The sequence below is a fragment of the Serratia sp. J2 genome, assembly GCF_046269175.1.
In the GTDB taxonomy this organism is placed as follows: Bacteria; Pseudomonadota; Gammaproteobacteria; order Enterobacterales; family Enterobacteriaceae; genus Chania; species Chania fonticola_C.
In genome coordinates, this window is sequence record NZ_JBKABN010000020.1 from 1 (window position 1) to 18,679 (window position 18,679).

An 18,679-nucleotide genomic window follows, 5' to 3' on the forward strand; every position below is an offset into this window, starting at 1 on the left:
CTCATTCACCGGGCCGCTTCAAAGAAGCAACCAGGTTGGTTTCTGCCCGTCGCGGCCACCAACGGTGACCAATTGCGGAAAACATGGCGCCTGCAACCACCACAAAAGCACCTACATAACCAACGACATTCAATGCCGGGGCCGTAAATACCTGTGGCCAGGCCAGCGCCAATAAATCTGAAAACAGCAGGGTAAACAGGGGAGTCAGCGTGATTAACGCACTCACCTGGGCCGCCTGCCAGCGCGCCATCGCTTCCGCCAGCGCACCATAACCAATCAGCGTGTTAGCACCACAGAACAGCAGACAGGCCAATTGCCAGCCACTGAGCTGGAAAATCACCGCTGGCTTCGCAAGCGGAAATAACGCGATCGCACATAAAGTGTACAACAAGACCAGGATCTGCGGTGAGGCCAATCGACGCAGTAATACTTTCTGCGCCACGCCATAGGTCACCCAAACCATGGCTGCACACACGCCCAACAACACACCGAGCGTGTAGTCTGTGAACTGAGTGAAGATCTCGATCAGGCTGACGTTGAAAAACAGCATCAGCCCGCAGATCAGCATCAGAGCGCCAATCACCTGAGTGATACGCATCCTTTCTTTCAGGATCAATACGCTGGCGAACATCATGCCCACCGGCGAGAGTTGGCCGATAACCTGCGAGGCCGTCGGACTCAAATATTGCAGCGAAGAGCTGAAGAAGACAAAGTTGCCCAACAACCCGGCAGTGGCGATCGCCAGCAACAGCAACCAGCGGGGTTGACGGAACATTTTCACCGGGGGTAAACGCCCGCGCACTGCCAGGATCATCCCCAGGCCGATGGCGGCAATCGTAAAGCGATACCAGACGATGGTAAACGGCTCCATCACTTCCAGCACTTCTTTCATTGCGATAGGCAGCGCGCCCCAGCAAACCGCTGTGGTGACCGCCAGAAAAATACCAACGCCAGCCTGCTGTTTTTTTTCCATCTTCTCACTGTCTGTGCGTTGTGCCGCCAGGCACAAGCAATCTATAAATGTAAAAAGCCCCGCAACGAATTGCGGGGCTTAACATCTATTTCGTAAGGCTCGAAAAATTATTCAGCTTCGATGCTGATAAATTTACGATTGCTCGGGCCTTTAACTTCGAATTTGACTTTACCGTCTTTCAAAGCAAACAGAGTGTGGTCTTTGCCGCAACCCACGTTGGTACCAGCGTGGAATTTGGTGCCGCGCTGACGAACGATGATGCTGCCTGCCAGTACTGCTTCGCCGCCAAAGCGTTTTACGCCCAGACGTTTAGCTTCTGAATCGCGACCGTTACGAGTCGAGCCGCCAGCCTTTTTGTGTGCCATTAATCCGCTCTCCTAACTTAAGCGCTGATGCCGGTGATTTTAACATCAGTGAACCACTGACGGTGACCTTGCTGCTTACGATAGTGCTTACGACGACGAAACTTAACAATCTTGATCTTTTCGCCACGACCGTGAGCAACCACTTCAGCTTTGATCTTACCGCCATCGACGAAAGGAACGCCGATTTTGATATCTTCGCCATTAGCGATCATCAGAATCTGGTCAAACTCAACCGCTTCACCAGTTGCGATGTCCAGCTTTTCCAAGCGAACGGTCTGACCTTCGCTTACTCGGTGTTGTTTACCACCACTTTGGAAAACCGCGTACATATAAAACTCCGCTTTCCGCGTGCCCAACTGTTCAGTACAGAGCGCGCTATAAATATTCACAATAGGGCGCGAATTCTACGCAATAATCCCGCATATGACAAGAGCAGATTAGGGCCAGAAGGTGAAAAAAGAAGAAAAAAAACACAGTTTCTCTCACAACGTTTATCTGCGCCGATTTTCAAGTACAATCAACAGGACAGTTACCGCCATGTACCGATGTGAGCAGCGTTCTCATCGCGGTCAACAGAAACACAGCTGAAAAAAATACAATGAACCTAGAACAAATTACTGAGTTAACCGCGCAAGATATGGCGGCCGTGAACGCAACAATTCTCGAACAGTTGAATTCTGATGTCACGCTCATCAATCAACTTGGCTATTACATTATCAGCGGTGGCGGTAAGCGCATTCGCCCGATGATCGCCGTTCTGGCGGCACGGGCCTTGCACTATCAAGGTGATAAACACATTGCCGTCGCAGCCCTGATAGAGTTCATCCATACCGCTACCCTGTTGCATGATGACGTGGTGGATGAGTCCGACATGCGCCGTGGCAAGGCGACTGCCAACGCGGCGTTTGGCAATGCTGCCAGCGTGCTAGTGGGTGATTTCATTTATACGCGTGCTTTCCAGATGATGACCAGCCTGGAATCGCTGCGCGTGCTGGCAGTCATGTCCGAAGCGGTCAACGTAATCGCCGAAGGTGAAGTGCTGCAGTTGATGAACGTCAACGATCCGAATATCAGTGAAGAAAACTATATGCGGGTCATCTACAGCAAAACCGCTCGTCTGTTTGAAGCGGCAGCCCAGTCATCAGCCATCCTCTCCGAGGCTAACCCGGCCGAAGAGCAGGCGCTGCAAGACTATGGCCGCTATCTTGGTACGGCATTCCAACTGATCGACGATCTGCTGGACTACAGTGCAGACGGCGTGACCCTGGGTAAAAATACCGGCGATGATTTGAACGAGGGCAAGCCGACGCTGCCGTTGTTGCATGCGATGCATAATGGCAATGCCGAGCAATCTGCGATGATCCGTGGCGCGATTGAACAGGGGAATGGCCGCCATCTGCTGGAGCCGGTTCTGGCTACCATGCAGGAGTGTGGTTCACTCACCTATACACGTCAGCGCGCAGAAGAAGAAGCGGATAAGGCGATCGCCGCATTGCAGATTTTGCCAGACTCTCCTTATCGAACCGCACTGGAAGGATTAGCGCATCTGGCGGTTCAACGAGACTTTTAAGAAATTTAAGTTTCTTAATATTCAAACAGGCCTGTTTTACAGGCCTATTTATTTGCCTTGCTAATGAGATCCAGTAGCCCCGCAGCCCCATTCTTCGCCAGAAAACTCAATAAAACCGCGTATTCTTCTGGTTTCATACCCGTCAGATAGCTCTGCAAACGTGCCCAAGGAACGCCATCACGGGAAACGGTATAAGCCGCCGGTTCCTCTGCGGCAAGGGGATATCTCTGGGGATACAACTCGTTTTGAGTCGAGAGGGGCAGGCTGCTGATATGATACTCCTTAGTCACCCCCTGCTTGCCAAAACGCCGCTGCCATCGCCAGTTTTGCTCACGTGCTCGCTTATTGATCCCTTGCGGGGAGCTGCCCAATTCGCCCTTCTCTTTCAGTTCGTTGGCAGTAAACCACTCCTTGTCCATTCCCGCTCCTTGATCTCGGCGTTGCCTCTAACTGACTTATCAGACCTTCCAGTTGCATGAACAACTAATGCCAATGAGTTAGTTATAACATTAACCAGACCGCTGCCAATAACCAAAAATTTGGCGAAATACTCAAGAAATGTTTATCAAACAAGGAAAGGGAAACACAGAGGCGGTGCAGAAAGTAACTTGTTGGGCGCAGCATACAGCGCCCCTATGTAGCGCAGGTCAGTTGAGGAATGACTCACTGCTTATTTTTTTCAGCAATCCAGGTCAGCAGGCTATCCATACCTTCGCGCATCAAAAACGCCATCACTTTGCCACGCTCACTGTCTGAAAGTTGGTAATAGTATTCAACCCACACGGCAAGTGGGTCCTGACGCCCGGCCTCGTAGATCGCAGGCTCTTCGCGCATTACCAGCAGATTTTTGACGCCGGTTGGCAAGCTGTCGATATGATATTCCAGCGCCTTGCCTTGCACGCCTTTGCGGCGACGGCTGAGCCAATTTTCGCGCCGGGCCATCAGATTGATTCCCTGTGTAGAGGACGGTAATCCTGCGATGCCTATCAGCTCCTTGGCAGCAAACCACTCGTTTTTCATAGCCATGATCTCGGGACAATAGTGTGGCAAGACAAATTTTTCAGAAACCATAAGGTATTTTTGGGAAACTTGGTGGTATCCTAGTTTCTGAATAAACGCTTCACGTTGTTCAAACGATTAATACTGACCTGTTAGTTATACCACTAACAGAACTTTCTCTAATCAAAAAAGGAATGAAAATATGAATTCACGGGACCCAGATTGGCATCCAGCAGACGTCATCGCGGCTTTGAAGAAGAGAGGTACCACTCTGGCAGCGGTTTCACGGGGGGCAGGGCTAAGTTCATCGACGTTGGCCAACGCGCTGTCACGTCCTTGGCCCAAGGGAGAGTGGTTGATTGCTGATGCACTGAACGTACACCCGGCAGAGATCTGGCCGAGCAGGTATTTTGATCCGCTTACCCATCATCTGCGAGATCGGAAAAGTCGAATCAAATCATGATAAACATAAGAAAGCCGCCGGATTCGGCCCGGCGGCTTATCAAAACATCACATACTGAGGGATCAGTTGTTGATAAACTTCTCGCCCAGTTCGATATCTTTGTGCAGTACGTCCAGCATTTCGCTCAGCGCTTTTTGCTCGAAGGCGCTCAGAGTACCGATGTCTTTACGCTCTTCGATACCGTTTTTACCCAGTAGCAGTGGCTGTGCAAAGAAGCGGGCATATTTGCCATCCCCTTCAACATAGGCACATTCCACTACGCCTTTCTCACCGCTCAACGCACGCACCAGAGAGAGGCCAAAACGTGCAGCAGCCTGGCCCATAGACAAGGTTGCAGAGCCGCCACCGGCTTTGGCTTCAACCACTTCGGTACCCGCGTTCTGGATACGTTTGGTCAAATCAGCCACTTCCTGATCGCTAAAGCTTACGCCTGGGATCTGCGACAGCAGAGGCAAGATGGTCACGCCTGAGTGGCCGCCAATCACCGGTACGTTCAGTTCTTCCGGTTGTTTGCCTTTCAGTTCCGCGACGAAGGTGTTGGAACGGATGATGTCTAGCGATGTGATGCCAAACAGTTTGTTTTTGTCGTACACACCCGCTTTCTTCAACACTTCTGCCGCAATGGCCACCGTGGTATTCACCGGGTTGGTGATGATACCGATGCAGGCTTTCGGGCAGGTTTTGGCCACTTGCTCAATCAGGTTACGTACGATGCCAGCGTTAACGTTGAACAGATCGGAACGATCCATCCCTGGTTTACGCGCAACGCCAGCAGAAATCAGCACCACGTCCGCACCGTGCAGCGCAGGGGTTGCATCTTCGCCACTGAAGCCTTTGATTTTAACTGCGGTTGGGATGTGGCTTAAGTCAACGGCAACGCCTGGGGTAACAGGGGCAATGTCGTAGAGGGAGAGTTCAGAACCTGAAGGAAGCTGGGTCTTGAGTAGAAGGGCGAGGGCCTGGCCAATACCGCCAGCAGCACCGAGAACTGCAACTTTCATCCTATACTCCTTTATTGTCTTAAATATAAAAGCGCCGTGAATTCTTTGGTCACGGACCTTAATTTATCACGCCTTTAAAAACAACCTCTTAACAGTCGGTTTTAGATCTGGCGCAATAAAATGGCCGATGTTGCGAGCATTTTAAAGTAAATAGCTTATGCATTAAGGGCATAGCGCACACTAATCGAAAATAGTGCCAAGCTTTTCACGATCGCGTTAACCGGCGGTTACATTACACCCTTACGTAACATCAGAACAACATCATTTTAATAACATTTTCGTTACCGGAGAGCTGACTCGCTTCCCGCACCGAAAGGGCATATTCATGAGCAACGGATTTTGTTAAAATCGCGCTCTTGCCTTTCTGTCTGGGCATTTTTGATTTTCCAGACGGCCCCCATATTGCATAAAAATGCATTTATATGCATAATAATCAACTCTATTACCAACATTCCACGGTGCAAAATGCGTAATCCCGCAAAGCAGGAAGATCTGATCAAGGCGTTTAAGGCGTTATTGAAAGAAGAAAAATTCAGTTCTCAAGGCGAGATCGTTTTGGCGCTGCAAGAAGAAGGCTTCGAGAACATTAACCAGTCCAAGGTATCGCGCATGCTGACCAAGTTCGGAGCGGTACGCACGCGTAATGCAAAAATGGAAATGGTGTACTGCCTCCCGGCCGAACTTGGTGTCCCAACCACCACCAGCCCGCTCAAGAATCTGGTGCTGGACGTGGACCATAACGACGCGGTGGTGGTGATCCATACCAGCCCTGGTGCGGCGCAGCTGATTGCCCGCCTGTTGGACTCACTGGGCAAATCCGAAGGGATCCTGGGCACCATTGCCGGTGACGACACCATTTTTGTCACTCCGGCCAGTTCATTTACCGCACGCCAACTGTTTGAAGCCATTCTCTCCTTGTTCGAACAGGAACTTTGATGCATTCAGCGCAGCCTGCGGCTCTCCGTCGCGGGCCGCTCATCCTTTATTAACCCTTCATTTACTTCTTCCGCGCTGCCTACCACGTTTAAATCTTCGAAAAAGCCGACCTGCAGCACATATCAATGACATTTTTATGTAGCTAGCGATAGTGACTGGAAGTTTCCGCACTTTTAGTTAAAAGCACTTAGCTCATTGAAATTACAAAAATTTAACATCAAAAGTGTATTTTATCGCCGCTTTTTATTCCATTAGGTTATTAAAAGTAACGTTCACCCTAATAAAGTTTCACTAGAAACTGTTAGTCAGCTATTAATTTTTACCGTTACTAGATGTATACTCATTTTCGTGACGTAAATCACAGTTCATCGGAACTGATAAAAGAATACGAAGAGGATAAATCATGAAAATTAAAACTACCGTAGCAACAATTAGCCTGCTGTCCATGCTGTCTTTCGGTGCATTCGCAGCACAATCCATTGATGCCTCACAGGCTGAAAAACTGCAGTCTGCCGGTACCATCACCGTGAGCGGCGTCGGTGCAGCACCTTCTGATATCCGTCAGGCGCTGTCTGCCAAAGCCGATGCCCAAGGCGCGACCGCTTACCGCGTGATCGAAGCTCGTAACGAAGGCAACTACCACGCTACTGCCGAGATTTACAAATAAGTACAAGATGTGATGTGAGCATTGCACGACAACTCTCTGGTAAAAAACAAGCAGATAACCGCCTTCAAGTATAAAAAACGCTGTAAAGCCCTTCCAGGCCGTTATCTCTGAACGATTAAGGATCGAAGTATCATGAACATGAAAACTACTCTCGTTGCACTTAGCCTGCTGTCTGCCGTTTCTTTCGGTGCTTCTGCGGCTAACCTGGTCACTGATGCCCAAGCCAGTAATCTGCAGTCCGTCGGCACCATTACCGCTAGCGGCGTGGGTGGCGCACCTTCTGATATCCGTCAGGCGCTGTCTGATAAAGCGGACCAGCAAGGGGCCAAAGCCTACCGTGTGATCGAAGCCTATGAAAATGGTAACTGGCACGCAACGGCTGAAATCTACAAGTAAAAAACCGAGGCCGCGTTTACTGAACTGACTACCCTCGTCACTGCCACTGCCGAGTTCTCAGGTAAACGCTAGTACCTTGGAAATTATCGTCGTCCTATCCGACGAACCCCATTGCCCTCGCTCGCGAGGGCTTTTTTATGGGCGTAAAAAAGGCCGCATCAGCGGCCTCATATTGCTAGGGTCGCCGCATGCGGCGCCCGTTTAGCTAAACGTCAGTAGGTTTCTTTCGGTTCGGCCTTGTTAGCCAGCCCTGCCAGTAGTTTGTCATGAATGCCGCCAAACCCGCCGTTGCTCATCACCAGAATATGGTCACCCGGCTGCGCGGTTTTCATAATCATCTCCACCAGCGTATCCAGATCGGCACTCCAGTGCGCGGGTTGGACGCAAGCTTCGGCAACTTCCGCTACCTGCCAAGGAATGTGGTGAGGCTGGAACAGGAACACTTCGTCGGCACGGCCAAGTGAGGGCGCCAGATCGTTTTTGCTGATCCCCATTTTCATGGTGTTTGAGCGAGGCTCTAGCACGGCCAGGATGCGTGCGGTGCCGCCCACTTTGCCACGCAGTGCCGCCAAGGTAGCCAAAATGGCGGTCGGATGATGGGCAAAGTCGTCATACACCGTGACGCCATTGGCTTCACCACGCAATTCCAGACGGCGGCGGGCATTGATAAAGTCACCCAGCGCTCGGCAAGCATCGGCTGGCTGCACGCCAACATGGCGGGTGGCGGCGATCGCCATCAGGCCATTATGCATGTTGTGTTCGCCCACCAGCGCCCAGTTAACCTCACCCACCTTCTCGCCGTTGAGAAACACTTCGTAATGGCTGGCATCTGTCGTCAGTTTGTGTGCACGCCACGCGCCCCCTTCCCCGACCCATTCCTGTTCGCTCCAGCATCCCATCGCCATCACCTGTTTCAGATGGGTATCGTTTTCCGGCAGGATGATCTTGCCTTGGCCCGGCACCAGGCGCACCAGGTGGTGGAACTGTTTCTGGATGGCTTTCAGATCGTCAAAGATATCGGCATGATCGAACTCGAGGTTGTTCATGATCAACGTGCGTGGGCAGTAATGAACGAACTTGGAGCGTTTGTCGAAGAAGGCACAGTCATACTCATCGGCTTCGATGACAAAGAACGGGCTGCCGCCAAGACGGGCCGAGACATCAAAATTACCCGGTACGCCGCCGATCACGAAACCCGGCTGATAGCCGCAGGCTTCCAGGATCCAGGTCGCCATCCCGGCAGTGGTGGTTTTACCGTGTGTTCCCGCTACCGCCAGCACCCAGCGATCGCGCAGGACATAATCATGCAACCACTGAGGACCAGACATGTAAGGAATGCTCTGTTCCAATACCGCTTCTACGCACGGATTACCACGGCTCATGGCATTGCCGATAATCACCAGATCCGGAGCCGGATCTAACTGAGCAGGATCGTAACCCTGGATCAGATCGATCCCCTGCTTTTCCAGTAAGGTGCTCATCGGAGGATAGACGTTGGCATCTGAACCGGTCACCTCGTGCCCCAGTGAACGAGCCAACATGGCTAGCCCACCCATAAAGGTGCCGCAGATCCCAAGAATATGTATGCGCATTAGGTTTCTCATTTTAGTGCATCGATTTACTGCCTATTCTAGCGCTCAGAATCGCTCAGAAGAAATGGATTTGCCTATGAATCGCAAGTTGCTTTGGGCTACACTGCTGACGAAAACGTTGGCGGTATGTTAACAAGCCGCTATCCATCCGTAGATTCAGGGATTGTGTCATGAAAACGTTAGGCGAATTTATCGTCGAGAAACAACACGACTTCTCTCACGCCACCGGTGAGCTGACCTCATTGCTTTCTGCCATCAAACTGGGTGCCAAGATCATTCACCGTGATATCAACAAGGCGGGTTTAGTTGATATCTTGGGGACTAACGGCATTTCAAACGTTCAGGGCGAAGTTCAGATGAAGCTGGACCTGTTCGCGAACGAAAAGCTGAAAGCCGCGTTGAAGGCTCGTGGTGAAGTTGCGGGCATCGCTTCGGAAGAAGAAGACGAGATCGTGATTTTCGACGGCGAGCGAGCTGAGAATGGCAAGTATGTGGTGCTAATGGATCCGTTGGACGGCTCGTCCAACATTGATGTGAACGTCTCGGTCGGGACGATCTTCTCTATCTATCGCCGCATCACCCCGATTGGCACGCCAGTCACCGAAGAAGATTTCCTGCAGCCTGGCCATGCACAGGTAGCGGCCGGATATGTGGTTTATGGCTCCTCCACCATGCTGGTTTACACCACCGGTTATGGCGTACATGCCTTCACCTACGATCCGTCTCTGGGGGTGTTCTGCCTCTCCCACGAGAAAGTGCGCTTCCCGGAAAAAGCCAATATGTATTCCATCAACGAAGGTAACTACATCAAGTTCCCGCTCGGGGTGAAGAAATACATCAAATACTGCCAAGAGCAGGATGAAGCCACCCAGCGCCCTTATACCTCACGCTATATCGGTTCACTGGTTGCCGACTTCCACCGTAACCTGCTCAAAGGCGGCATCTATATCTACCCAAGCACCGCCAGCCACCCACAGGGCAAGCTGCGTCTGCTGTATGAATGCAACCCGATGGCGTTCCTGGCTGAACAGGCCGGGGGTAAAGCCAGCGATGGCAAAAACCGCATTCTGGATATCGTGCCGCAACAACTGCACCAACGTGCGCCATTCTTCGTCGGCACCAAATCGATGGTAGAAGACGCCGAACGCTTTATTGCTGATTTCCCGGACCAGTAACGCTATAAAAGGGGCGGCATGCCGCCCCTTCACATCACAGTTTGAACACAGCCATACTCTGTGCCAATAGCTGCGCCTGCTCTTCCAAAGAGCGAGTTGCCGCCGCTGACTCTTCCACCAGCGCCGCATTCTGCTGTGCCACCTGATCCATTTGCACTACCGCCTGGTTGACCTGCTCGATACCACTGCTTTGCTCGCGAGTGGCCGCAGAGATTTCACGCATCAGCGCCGTGACGCGCCCGACCTCCCCGGTTATTCCGTTCATGGTCTTCGCCGCCGTAGCCGCCATCTGTTCACCTTCCCGCACGCGGTGTTGTGACACTTCGATCAGCCCTTTGATCTCTTTGGCCGATTGCGCACTACGTTGGGCCAGGCTGCGTACCTCACCGGCCACCACAGCAAAACCTCGACCTTGCTCACCGGCACGTGCCGCCTCTACCGCCGCGTTAAGCGCCAGAATATTAGTCTGGAAGGAGATACCGTCCATCACGCTGATGATGTCGGCAATCCGTCGGGAGCTATCGGTAATGGCCTGCATCTTGTTCATCACCTGGCTGACCACGTCACTGCCCTGCTCGGCAATATCGGAGACGCTCATTGCCAACTGGTTAGCCTGTTCACAGTTTTCAGCATTCATTTTCACCGTAGAGGTCAACTGCTCCATGCTGGCTGCGGTTTGCTCCAGCGAAGCGGCCGATTCCTCCGTACGCTGCGCCAGATGAAGGTTACCCGCAGCCAACTCGCGGGAGCCGGTATCGATCTGGCTGCTGGCATCGCGGACCTTACTGACCGACATCACCAGCGACTGCTGCATACGCTGCATGGCACTCACCAAGCGCCCCATTTCGGTATCACCTTCACCGCTGATTTCGTGGGTCAGATCTCCGGCGGCGATATGCTCCAATTGGACGATCGACTCATCTAACGGGCGCAGCAAGATCACACGCATAGCAAACCAGGCCAGCACCGCCAGTAACACGCTGAGCAGCCCAGCCGCTACGATCAGGATAATCTTGGTGCTGGCATTACTTTCTGCCTCATGCGCATGCTGCTGGCCAATCTCCATGGCAAACGCGCGGAACTCACTGAGGTCGGCTTCAAAAGCAATGCTCAGCTTAGAGATATGATTTTCTTGAATGGCGTAATAGTCATCCAACTTCCCCGCCTTTATCGCTGCCGCCATGGGCGCAATGCCTTGCTCCAGATAGGCGCGATAGCTCTCCTGCATCCGCATTGAGAATTGGCGACCCCGTTCGGTCACCGTTCCCACGTCGACAAAGCGTGCCATTTCCTTTTTCGACTGTTCCAGATAGCCATAAATACGCCCCACCGAGGCGTCAGCAACCTCAATTTGACCAATCTCGCGCTGGCGTACTGCAAGCGAGGCCGCCGTTCTGGCCCGTAGCGCCAGGTTGGAACTGTTGGCCAACGAACCCAGTTCTTCCCCCAGGATCTGGTTCAGAGTCTGTAGCGAACGTGTTCCGTCGTTAATGGCTTTAACCCCGATGATACTGACAACAATCAACAGCAACGTCATCAGGCTCAACAGGGCAATCAGCCCGGCCTTAACGGTGATCTTCTTTAACATGAGTGTTTCCCGGCTTTAGAAAAAAGTAGCTTCAGATGTAGAGGAGGCAAGAAGGCAGGCTCAGCTAGCTGCTGGACCGTTATTATTTGAGGAAGTTATCGGCAGGCGGGGAGTAAACTTCAATCATTAAGGGATTAATCTGGAAAAGTTGCTGTTATCGACCAGGCAGCAGCTCAATGATGAAAAGGGCGGGAAATCACAAAAGACTCCGCTATAATAGCCGCCACTCCATTTCTGGTTTGATTAAAGGAAACCGACATGAGCTTGAACCTGGTCCCTGCTGGCAAAGACCTGCCAGAAGACATCTACGTAGTTATCGAAATCCCGGCTAACGCCGATCCAATCAAATACGAAATCGACAAGGAAACCGGCTCGCTGTTCGTTGACCGTTTCATGTCCACGGCGATGTTCTACCCGTGCAACTACGGTTACATCAACCACACCCTGTCACTGGATGGTGATCCGGTAGACGTGTTGGTGCCGACCCCATACCCACTGCAACCAGGCTCTGTGATCCGCTGCCGCCCAGTTGGCGTGCTGAAAATGACCGACGAAGCCGGTGAAGATGCCAAACTGATTGCCGTACCGCACAGCAAACTGACCAAAGAGTACGATCACATTAAAGATGTGAACGACCTGCCAGAACTGCTGAAAGCGCAGATCAGCCACTTCTTTGAACACTACAAAGATCTGGAAAAAGGCAAATGGGTCAAAGTAGAAGGTTGGGCAGACGCTGCCGCAGCCAAAGCTGAGATCGTTGCCTCTTTCGAGCGCGCCAAGAAGTAAGTCTCGCCCGAACTGATAAAAAAACACCGCCCAAATGAGCGGTGTTTTTTTTTACTGCTTTTCGTCAAGACGCTTCAGCCAGTCACCGCTTTCAATCCGCGGGAAACCGTCCACGCTGTGTCTATACAGGTAGATCCACGCACTGCCATAAGGCGTACGGATCAGCTCGCGCTTGTAGTCTTTGGTATTGCTTTTCAACTCGTCCAGCTCGGCCAGAATCGATGAGTTAATACGATACACTTCGCAGTGTACCGTGCCCTCTCCAGGGATCGCCGCCGGGTAGTGGCCCAGATTATACAGCTGGTAGCCTTCTAACTCATGTTCACCCAACCATTGGGCGTTGGTCATCCAATGGCTGTTTCCCTGTTTGCGTCGTAAACTGCCGTAGACAATTATTCGCATAGCTAAAACTCAAACTGATAGAGCACATCCAGTGCCTGGTCGAGACCAGACACCGCTTCCAGATACAACCTAGGCATCAGGCGGTATCGCAACGTCAGCGTGGCCAATGAGTCGAAGATCCCCACCCCATATTTTACTTGTAAGCCAGGGAGGACATAGCCGCTCACCACTACCTGAGAGCTGTCGCCAACTCCCTCGGTATCCAGGGCCAGATTACTTACGCCAAACGCCTCGCCGATTTTACCCACAAGTTGACCACTTTGTGCAACCCCCATGCCAATTAACATTGAGGTCATGGCGTTGCCATCGGCACCGCCAGCCCCTAATCCCTGGCCGCGCAGCAGGTAAGACAGCGCTTCTTGCTGAGACATGACCGGATCGGAGAACACTTCCAGCCTTGGCGCATCGGCCATGCCGGTCACGCGGACACCGGCGGTCACATCATTTTCCGTGGCGTCCGGATTACGGATCGCCTCAATATTCAGCAGCGGTTGATCCGGTGGCCCAGAGAAGATCAGTTGGCCTTTGCGCACGAGCAGATCCTGACCATAAGCATGGAAGCGCCCCGATGGAATATTAATCTGGCCATGCACCCCCAGACCATTTCGGTCCTGTGCCACACGCAGATCGCCACGCAGGCTGGCTTTCAGACCAAATGCATCCAGACGCACGTCGTTACCCACGCGGATCGTCAGGTTACTGTTGATTGGGATCCCTGCCGTCGCCGGTTGGATCGGCTTGAGCTGGTTATTCAACATCACTTCATCAGGAGAAACTCCGACCGCACTTTCTGGTAGCTCCTGCACCGTGATGCGCGCCCAAGGGATAGCTACGCTACCGTTGAGTGAGAACAGCTGCGGCGTGGCTTCAAATACCACATCCGGCGAAACATCAATACGTATCATTGGCGGCAGGGTCACCCGTAGCCGATCGCCCTTGGCTGCAATACGTGCACGCCAGGCATTGATATCCCGCCAGTCGGCATCCCCGGCAAGGTTGAGCTGCCCATGAGTGGTCGCCAGCAATCCCTCCAGGGTCGAGGTCATCCCGTTGAAGTTCATCGCCAGGCGGCCTTCGGTCATATCAAACGGCATCCAGTGGCCAACGATCGCCACCTTATCCAACGCCAGACGGCCAAACACCAGGGGGTTCTGCGCATTACCGCCTAATTGCAGGTTGGCATTCAGCATCCCCGCAGCTTTCTCGCCCTGCGTCAGTATCGGGTTAAGCAGCGCCAGCGACACATTGGTGATATTTACGTTGCCGCTGATAGTGCGGCGTACCTGCGGATCGGCGATCTGAACGTTGCCGTTAAACTGGCCGTTATTGGTCAGCTTGATCAGCCAGTCTGCCTGCGCCCGGCCATTGTTCAGACCTGCATTGAGGTTTAGCGTGTCAAAGGCAATCGGCAATGCGTTGCCTTGCACCTGCTGCACCACTTTCACCCCTTTGCCCACTAGTGAAACCTTCGCCTGTGGCAATGCGCCCCCCGGTTGCCAACTCACGTCAGCTCGACCAGTAAAGACCCCGTTCATGGAGGTATCCGGCCCGAGGAACGGTTTGATCATCGCCAGGTCAAAGCGGTTGAGTACTACGCTGGCCTGGCCGCTGGCCCCCGCCTCGATGGTTCTAGGAACGCACAGCTCGGCATTCGGGTTCACCCAGCAATGCGGTCCTACGCTGATCTTCTGTTGCGTATTCAGGTAATCCAACGCGATGGCACGGCTAAGACGCCATTCGCCTACCGGCGTATCAAAGCGAGTGTTGTTCAGGTTGCCTCGCCAGCGTTGTTGCTGGCGATCAAAGCTGCCCTCCAGCGCCAATTGCCCGGAGACTGGCTTGCCATCGATGTTCAATTGCAACCGATGTTGGCGCTCGCTGCCTTTGGCATCCAACGTCAACAGATTGACCTGCAACGTATCCTGTTTGAGCTGTTCAACCCGTACCGCCAGCTGCCCCTGGATCTGATCGCTGGAACGGACATCGCCGTTGACCTTAATCCGATTGATGTGCAGCGCCTGCCATTGCAGGCCTGTCGCGGTCAGGTCTGCCAATAACTGTGGTGCCTGCATATTCCCGCGCAGCTTCAACTGCCCGCGGACATTCCCAGCAAGGCCAGGCAAAGCGCCATCGAGATGTGCTGCATCAACATTGGCATCCAGCACCCAGCTTTTCTCATCCAACTGGCCTTTGACGTTGAGCGTATTGCGCCCTAACGCCAGATCGATACCTGGGATCGTCCACTGCCCGGCCGCATTGCCACGCAGGGAACCACGTGCCGATACCTTGTTTTGTTTCACATTGCCGTCAAGCTGCAGCACCGGTACCTGTAATTGCCAACTGCCGCCGTGCAGGCTGCCACGAGTAGTGATTTTCCCTTCCAAGCGCGCTGGCCATTCCGGCCATTGCTTGGCGGTATTAATGCCTGAAAGCGTCAGTTGTGATGTCCAACTGATCGCTTTACTCCAGTCCACCAGCGCCGTCAGATCGGTATTCCCCTCCAGCGCAACCAACCGCAAGCGCTCGAGCCTGAACTGTTCAAGATTACCTTTACCATCCAGCTGTAGCACTGCCGGTGGCAGATCCTGGCCTTTGAAATTGGCGCGGCTAGATAACGCATAATCTGCGGCCTTGCCGTTAAAGCGCAGGCGGAAGTCATTAACCTGATACTGCGCCTCGCCGGTCAGCGGCCATTTCAGCTGTTTGCTTTGCAGCGTCAACGCCAAGGGCAACCCCACCTCTGCCAACTGGGTTTGCACATCCAGCTGCGCACCAACAGGGCCAGACAGGTTAAGCGCTACTTTCAGCTCTTCACGAAGCCCACCAGACACATTCAGCTTCATCTTCTCGCCTTTCAGCGGATCGATATTCAGCGTGCTGTTGGCCACCATCTCCACCGGCCAACTGCCGGTCAGCGTTGCCTGCCCTTTGGCGGAAATCATGCCTTGCGGCGATCTCACGTCAAAGCGATCCAACTGAATGTGCTGATCTTTGGTGCTGGCCTGCAGCTGCAAGCGGGTGATCGACACCTCAGTGTCCCCGGTCAGATGTAGTTGCTCGCCGTTGATTTCCTCAACGGTAATATCAAGCGGCAGACGAATTTCTGGCAGATCCGGCAGCAGCGGTTTGGCAAACAGCGCCTTCAGGGTTTCGCCCAACGGTTTCTCTTCCACTGGCGGTGGCACCAATGCTGGCACAACCGGCGTTTTCTCTGCCAACTTGTCCGCCACTTTCTCCGCAGTTGGCTGCAGCGCTTCCGGTAAAGGATTGACCGGCGTTTTTGGCAAGGCGACCAGCAAAGCGCGAACCGTAGTTGGCATCAACGTCAACGCACGTTCCTGCCACTGTGCGCCAGTGCTGAATTCCCCCAGCGAGATCGCCGTGTCGTCCACGGTAACCTTGACGTTATTCAACGCCAGCTTACGCAGGGTAATGGGATAAGGCGTGCTGAGATCGCCGATCGGTTCGCTGCTTTCCTCAACCGGCGCAGAAGGCGCCATTTCGGCGGTTTTCACCACCACATCAACATCCTGTGCGGTCAGCGCATTGACACACAATGAACTGCGTTTAAAACAGGAGAGATCGAGCGAGAGATGGAACTGCCCGGCGTTAACCGCCACGCCCGGCATCTGATACTTCACGCCTTTCAGGGTCAGATCGCGCCAGCCACCACTGACCTCCGCAATTTCTAACCCGGGTACCCAGCGGGCAGCCCCGTTGATTACCATATGCAAGCCGGTCGTGGTGCCAAGCAAAAACGCCAACGTGCCGATCAGCAGCAACAGCAGGATCAAAAATCCCAGACAAATCTTTTTTATCAGGCTCATAGTTCAGGCCCCAAACCGATATAAAACTGTAGGCCGTGGGTCTCTTTATCCCCAACCGGCGCGGCGATATCCAGTTTCACCGGCCCTACCGGCGACTGCCAGCGCACGCCGACGCCCGCCCCCGTCTTGAAATCGCTGTCTGAGAATTTATTGACCGCCTGCCCGGAATCCACAAACATCGCCCCCCACCAACGGCCGGTGACGTTATATTGATACTCAAGCGACCCCGTCACCATTTTAGAGGCACCGGTCAGCTTGCCATCATCTCCACGCGGGGAAATGCCCTGGAATTTATAACCACGGATACTGCGATCGCCACCGGCGAAGAAGCGCAAATCCGGCGGCACCTTGTCAAAATCGTTGGTTTCGATCCAGCCGACCTGGCCACGGACCACAAAGCGGTTTTTCTCGCCCAAGGTGCGGATCCAGACGTTCTGCGCCTGCAGTAGCGCAAAATCGACCCCGGAGCCCCAAGTGGTATCCGACACGTCAATGGAGTAGCGCTGGCTATCGCCCCATACCGGCATCAGGCCACCGCGTGAACGCGTACGGTTGATGGACACACCAGGATAAAGCAGCATGGTGGTATTGGTGACGGTACCTTGGGTAAAGTGGTCCAGACGCCAACTGAGGTTGATCGCACGCTGCCAACCGCTGGAAAGATCCCAGTTACGAGAAGCCACGACCTTGGTACTGTCAGATTGAGTATCGTTCAGGTCCGTACGTTTGAAACCGGCCTGCAACAGGTAATACTGTTCCAGCGGGCTACGCAGCAACGGGATTTTGTAGGTCAGATCCAACTGCTGCTCTGGCGCGGAAATACTGGCGGTGGTGGTCAGGCTGTGGCCCCGATCGTTCAGCCAGGGCTTACGCCAGGTTCCCCGTACACGCGGGCCAATGTCGGTAGAAAAACCACCACCTAGCTCCACGATATTGCTGCTTCGTGGCGTCACCACCGCATCTAACGGCAGGATCTTGCTCTCTTTAGAGTCGGTAAAGTCTGGAGACACCACCACCGAGTTGAACCAGTTGGTGGCAGATAAACGGCGGTTAAGTTCGGCAAGATCGTTCGAACTGTAATAATCCCCCTGATGGAAGGGAAGCAGATTTTGCAGATAGTCCTCGCGGATTTGCGAGCCCTTGAAAATCACTTTGCCGAAGTGATAGCGCTCACCACTGTCGAAATCAATGTCCCAGAACGCCTTATGCAACTCTTCCGCCACGCCAAGTTGGCTCTTGAGCATTTGAGCATCAAAATAGCCTTTACGCAGCGCCAGGTTGGTCAGCGAACTTTTAAAACTGTCGAACTGACCATGGTTGAGGATCTCGCCAATCGTTGGGCGATCGGTTCTGACCAGATTCAGGTAATCTTCGTCGGTTCTGGCCCCGCCTTGCAGCTGGATATCCACACCTGCAATACGCACCGGTTCACCCGGATCGACCTTGGCGATCAATACCGGCCGCGAAAGCTTCGGGTTATCATCAAAGGTGAATTCAATCGTAGGCTGATAATAGCCCAACGGCCGCAACCCCAGGCGGATGGCAGCATCCACCCGAGCGCGAAAACGCCCTTCGGCATTAACCTCTTCCGGCGTGATCGCCGAAAGGCGCACACGAACGTTGCGCTCCAAATCCCCACTCAGGCCGTCAACCTGCAGCCGCACATTCGCTGCTAACACCGACGGCGTAACGAATAGCGCACATAACATGCAAAGGACACGATATCGTGGCACAGGTGCTCCTTAATTGATTTTTCTGTCCTGTCAGTACCTTTGCTCTGGTGCTGGGGCGGTGCTGCGCTATCAGACTGCCCCCCTTACCTTTAGATCCCAGACGCTGCCCATGCGGCATCGACCGTTACCGAAAACAAGACGCATTCTTAGCTTTTGGCGCTCAAAATACTGCGTTAAGCTGATACATAAACCTTAGATAGGGCTTA

Annotated in this window: 18 protein-coding genes; 7 read left to right on the forward strand and 11 right to left on the reverse strand. The window is 53.3% G+C overall.

The genetic code is table 11. The features are described from left to right. Position 1: 1 nt before the first annotated feature. The 3 genes from ACKWMY_RS19235 to rplU form a co-directional block, all read right to left on the reverse strand. The gene (locus tag ACKWMY_RS19235) at positions 2 to 973 is read right to left on the reverse strand and encodes a DMT family transporter (protein WP_021807524.1); all 972 of its coding nucleotides are present in this window, start codon (positions 971 to 973) and stop codon (positions 2 to 4) included. A gap of 107 nt (positions 974 to 1,080) precedes the next feature. Further along, complete coding sequence (gene rpmA, locus ACKWMY_RS19240; protein WP_004933559.1) at positions 1,081 to 1,338, reverse strand: 50S ribosomal protein L27; 258 nt, start codon at positions 1,336 to 1,338, stop codon at positions 1,081 to 1,083. Between the two features lie 17 nt (positions 1,339 to 1,355). Continuing rightward, positions 1,356 to 1,667 carry a 50S ribosomal protein L21 gene (gene rplU, locus ACKWMY_RS19245; protein ID WP_004955927.1) on the reverse strand — a complete coding sequence of 104 codons (312 nt, stop codon included), beginning with the start codon at positions 1,665 to 1,667 and terminating at the stop codon, positions 1,356 to 1,358. 269 nt (positions 1,668 to 1,936) lie between these two features. Between rplU and ispB the strand changes: the two genes are divergently transcribed. Then, positions 1,937 to 2,908, forward strand: coding sequence for an octaprenyl diphosphate synthase (gene ispB, locus ACKWMY_RS19250; RefSeq protein WP_021807527.1), 972 nt, complete (start codon positions 1,937 to 1,939; stop codon positions 2,906 to 2,908). A gap of 44 nt (positions 2,909 to 2,952) precedes the next feature. Here ispB and ACKWMY_RS19255 read toward each other — a convergent pair whose 3' ends face one another. Beyond that, a complete protein-coding gene (locus ACKWMY_RS19255; RefSeq protein ID WP_024529082.1) occupies positions 2,953 to 3,327 on the reverse strand; it encodes a DNA-binding protein in 375 nt (124 codons plus the stop codon). Between the two features lie 244 nt (positions 3,328 to 3,571). Further along, the gene (locus tag ACKWMY_RS19260; protein ID WP_309047418.1) at positions 3,572 to 3,928 is read right to left on the reverse strand and encodes a DNA-binding protein; all 357 of its coding nucleotides are present in this window, start codon (positions 3,926 to 3,928) and stop codon (positions 3,572 to 3,574) included. 181 nt (positions 3,929 to 4,109) lie between these two features. On the opposite strand from ACKWMY_RS19260, the gene ACKWMY_RS19265 reads away from it, so the two are divergent. Further along, positions 4,110 to 4,370: a helix-turn-helix domain-containing protein gene (locus tag ACKWMY_RS19265; RefSeq protein WP_071783710.1), complete on the forward strand. Its 261-nt coding sequence runs from the start codon at positions 4,110 to 4,112 to the stop codon at positions 4,368 to 4,370. Positions 4,371 to 4,432: 62 nt separating this feature from the next. On the opposite strand, the gene mdh is transcribed toward ACKWMY_RS19265, so the two are convergent. Further along, the gene (mdh, locus tag ACKWMY_RS19270; RefSeq protein WP_021179035.1) at positions 4,433 to 5,371 is read right to left on the reverse strand and encodes a malate dehydrogenase; all 939 of its coding nucleotides are present in this window, start codon (positions 5,369 to 5,371) and stop codon (positions 4,433 to 4,435) included. 465 nt (positions 5,372 to 5,836) lie between these two features. Between mdh and argR the strand changes: the two genes are divergently transcribed. The 3 genes from argR (at position 5,837) to yhcN (ACKWMY_RS19285) (ending at position 7,370) form a co-directional block, all read left to right on the forward strand. After that, on the forward strand, positions 5,837 to 6,307 hold the full coding sequence (gene argR, locus ACKWMY_RS19275) for a transcriptional regulator ArgR (RefSeq protein WP_021179033.1): 471 nt from the start codon (positions 5,837 to 5,839) through the stop codon (positions 6,305 to 6,307). Between the two features lie 403 nt (positions 6,308 to 6,710). Beyond that, positions 6,711 to 6,974, forward strand: coding sequence for a peroxide/acid stress response protein YhcN (yhcN, locus tag ACKWMY_RS19280; protein WP_021807531.1), 264 nt, complete (start codon positions 6,711 to 6,713; stop codon positions 6,972 to 6,974). A gap of 132 nt (positions 6,975 to 7,106) precedes the next feature. Further along, positions 7,107 to 7,370, forward strand: coding sequence for a peroxide/acid stress response protein YhcN (gene yhcN, locus ACKWMY_RS19285; protein ID WP_021179031.1), 264 nt, complete (start codon positions 7,107 to 7,109; stop codon positions 7,368 to 7,370). A gap of 212 nt (positions 7,371 to 7,582) precedes the next feature. Here yhcN (ACKWMY_RS19285) and mpl read toward each other — a convergent pair whose 3' ends face one another. Continuing rightward, positions 7,583 to 8,962: a UDP-N-acetylmuramate:L-alanyl-gamma-D-glutamyl-meso-diaminopimelate ligase gene (gene mpl / locus ACKWMY_RS19290; protein ID WP_409486849.1), complete on the reverse strand. Its 1,380-nt coding sequence runs from the start codon at positions 8,960 to 8,962 to the stop codon at positions 7,583 to 7,585. A 170-nt stretch (positions 8,963 to 9,132) separates the two neighbouring features. Here mpl and fbp point away from each other — a divergent pair, with 170 nt between their 5' ends. Beyond that, positions 9,133 to 10,137 (forward strand): class 1 fructose-bisphosphatase, encoded by a 1,005-nt coding sequence (gene fbp / locus ACKWMY_RS19295; RefSeq protein WP_029711176.1) that lies wholly within the window; start codon positions 9,133 to 9,135, stop codon positions 10,135 to 10,137. A gap of 34 nt (positions 10,138 to 10,171) precedes the next feature. On the opposite strand, the gene ACKWMY_RS19300 is transcribed toward fbp, so the two are convergent. Beyond that, positions 10,172 to 11,725, reverse strand: a complete 1,554-nt coding sequence (locus tag ACKWMY_RS19300) for a methyl-accepting chemotaxis protein (protein WP_074031607.1) — start codon at positions 11,723 to 11,725, stop codon at positions 10,172 to 10,174. A 258-nt stretch (positions 11,726 to 11,983) separates the two neighbouring features. On the opposite strand from ACKWMY_RS19300, the gene ppa reads away from it, so the two are divergent. Then, positions 11,984 to 12,511, forward strand: coding sequence for an inorganic diphosphatase (gene ppa / locus ACKWMY_RS19305; protein WP_021179028.1), 528 nt, complete (start codon positions 11,984 to 11,986; stop codon positions 12,509 to 12,511). Between the two features lie 51 nt (positions 12,512 to 12,562). Here the strand turns inward: ppa and ACKWMY_RS19310 are convergent, their stop codons facing one another. Genes ACKWMY_RS19310 through ACKWMY_RS19320 form a run of 3 tightly spaced genes read right to left on the reverse strand, consistent with a single transcriptional unit; the run spans position 12,563 to position 18,473 of the window. Further along, positions 12,563 to 12,913: a gamma-glutamylcyclotransferase gene (locus ACKWMY_RS19310; protein WP_024483355.1), complete on the reverse strand. Its 351-nt coding sequence runs from the start codon at positions 12,911 to 12,913 to the stop codon at positions 12,563 to 12,565. Positions 12,914 to 12,915: 2 nt separating this feature from the next. Then, complete coding sequence (locus ACKWMY_RS19315) at positions 12,916 to 16,740, reverse strand: translocation/assembly module TamB domain-containing protein (protein ID WP_409486850.1); 3,825 nt, start codon at positions 16,738 to 16,740, stop codon at positions 12,916 to 12,918. Next, positions 16,737 to 18,473 (reverse strand): autotransporter assembly complex protein TamA, encoded by a 1,737-nt coding sequence (locus tag ACKWMY_RS19320; RefSeq protein ID WP_024529086.1) that lies wholly within the window; start codon positions 18,471 to 18,473, stop codon positions 16,737 to 16,739. Before ACKWMY_RS19320 ends, ACKWMY_RS19315 begins: the two co-directional genes overlap by 4 nt. Positions 18,474 to 18,679 lie beyond the last annotated feature (206 nt).

Bases quoted from the DNA above. Each gene is read 5' to 3' on its own strand.
- yhcN (WP_021807531.1), top strand. From the start codon at position 6,711: ATGAAAATTAAAACTACCGTAGCAACAATTAGCCTGCTGTCCATGCTG.
- argR (WP_021179033.1), top strand. From the start codon at position 5,837: ATGCGTAATCCCGCAAAGCAGGAAGATCTGATCAAGGCGTTTAAGGCG.
- ACKWMY_RS19235 (WP_021807524.1), bottom strand. From the start codon at position 973: ATGGAAAAAAAACAGCAGGCTGGCGTTGGTATTTTTCTGGCGGTCACC.
- ACKWMY_RS19315 (WP_409486850.1), bottom strand. From the start codon at position 16,740: ATGAGCCTGATAAAAAAGATTTGTCTGGGATTTTTGATCCTGCTGTTG.
- ppa (WP_021179028.1), top strand. From the start codon at position 11,984: ATGAGCTTGAACCTGGTCCCTGCTGGCAAAGACCTGCCAGAAGACATC.
- ACKWMY_RS19310 (WP_024483355.1), bottom strand. From the start codon at position 12,913: ATGCGAATAATTGTCTACGGCAGTTTACGACGCAAACAGGGAAACAGC.
- ACKWMY_RS19265 (WP_071783710.1), top strand. From the start codon at position 4,110: ATGAATTCACGGGACCCAGATTGGCATCCAGCAGACGTCATCGCGGCT.
- yhcN (WP_021179031.1), top strand. From the start codon at position 7,107: ATGAACATGAAAACTACTCTCGTTGCACTTAGCCTGCTGTCTGCCGTT.
- ispB (WP_021807527.1), top strand. From the start codon at position 1,937: ATGAACCTAGAACAAATTACTGAGTTAACCGCGCAAGATATGGCGGCC.
- rpmA (WP_004933559.1), bottom strand. From the start codon at position 1,338: ATGGCACACAAAAAGGCTGGCGGCTCGACTCGTAACGGTCGCGATTCA.
- ACKWMY_RS19300 (WP_074031607.1), bottom strand. From the start codon at position 11,725: ATGTTAAAGAAGATCACCGTTAAGGCCGGGCTGATTGCCCTGTTGAGC.
- fbp (WP_029711176.1), top strand. From the start codon at position 9,133: ATGAAAACGTTAGGCGAATTTATCGTCGAGAAACAACACGACTTCTCT.
- mdh (WP_021179035.1), bottom strand. From the start codon at position 5,371: ATGAAAGTTGCAGTTCTCGGTGCTGCTGGCGGTATTGGCCAGGCCCTC.
- ACKWMY_RS19260 (WP_309047418.1), bottom strand. From the start codon at position 3,928: ATGAAAAACGAGTGGTTTGCTGCCAAGGAGCTGATAGGCATCGCAGGA.
- mpl (WP_409486849.1), bottom strand. From the start codon at position 8,962: ATGCGCATACATATTCTTGGGATCTGCGGCACCTTTATGGGTGGGCTA.
- ACKWMY_RS19255 (WP_024529082.1), bottom strand. From the start codon at position 3,327: ATGGACAAGGAGTGGTTTACTGCCAACGAACTGAAAGAGAAGGGCGAA.
- rplU (WP_004955927.1), bottom strand. From the start codon at position 1,667: ATGTACGCGGTTTTCCAAAGTGGTGGTAAACAACACCGAGTAAGCGAA.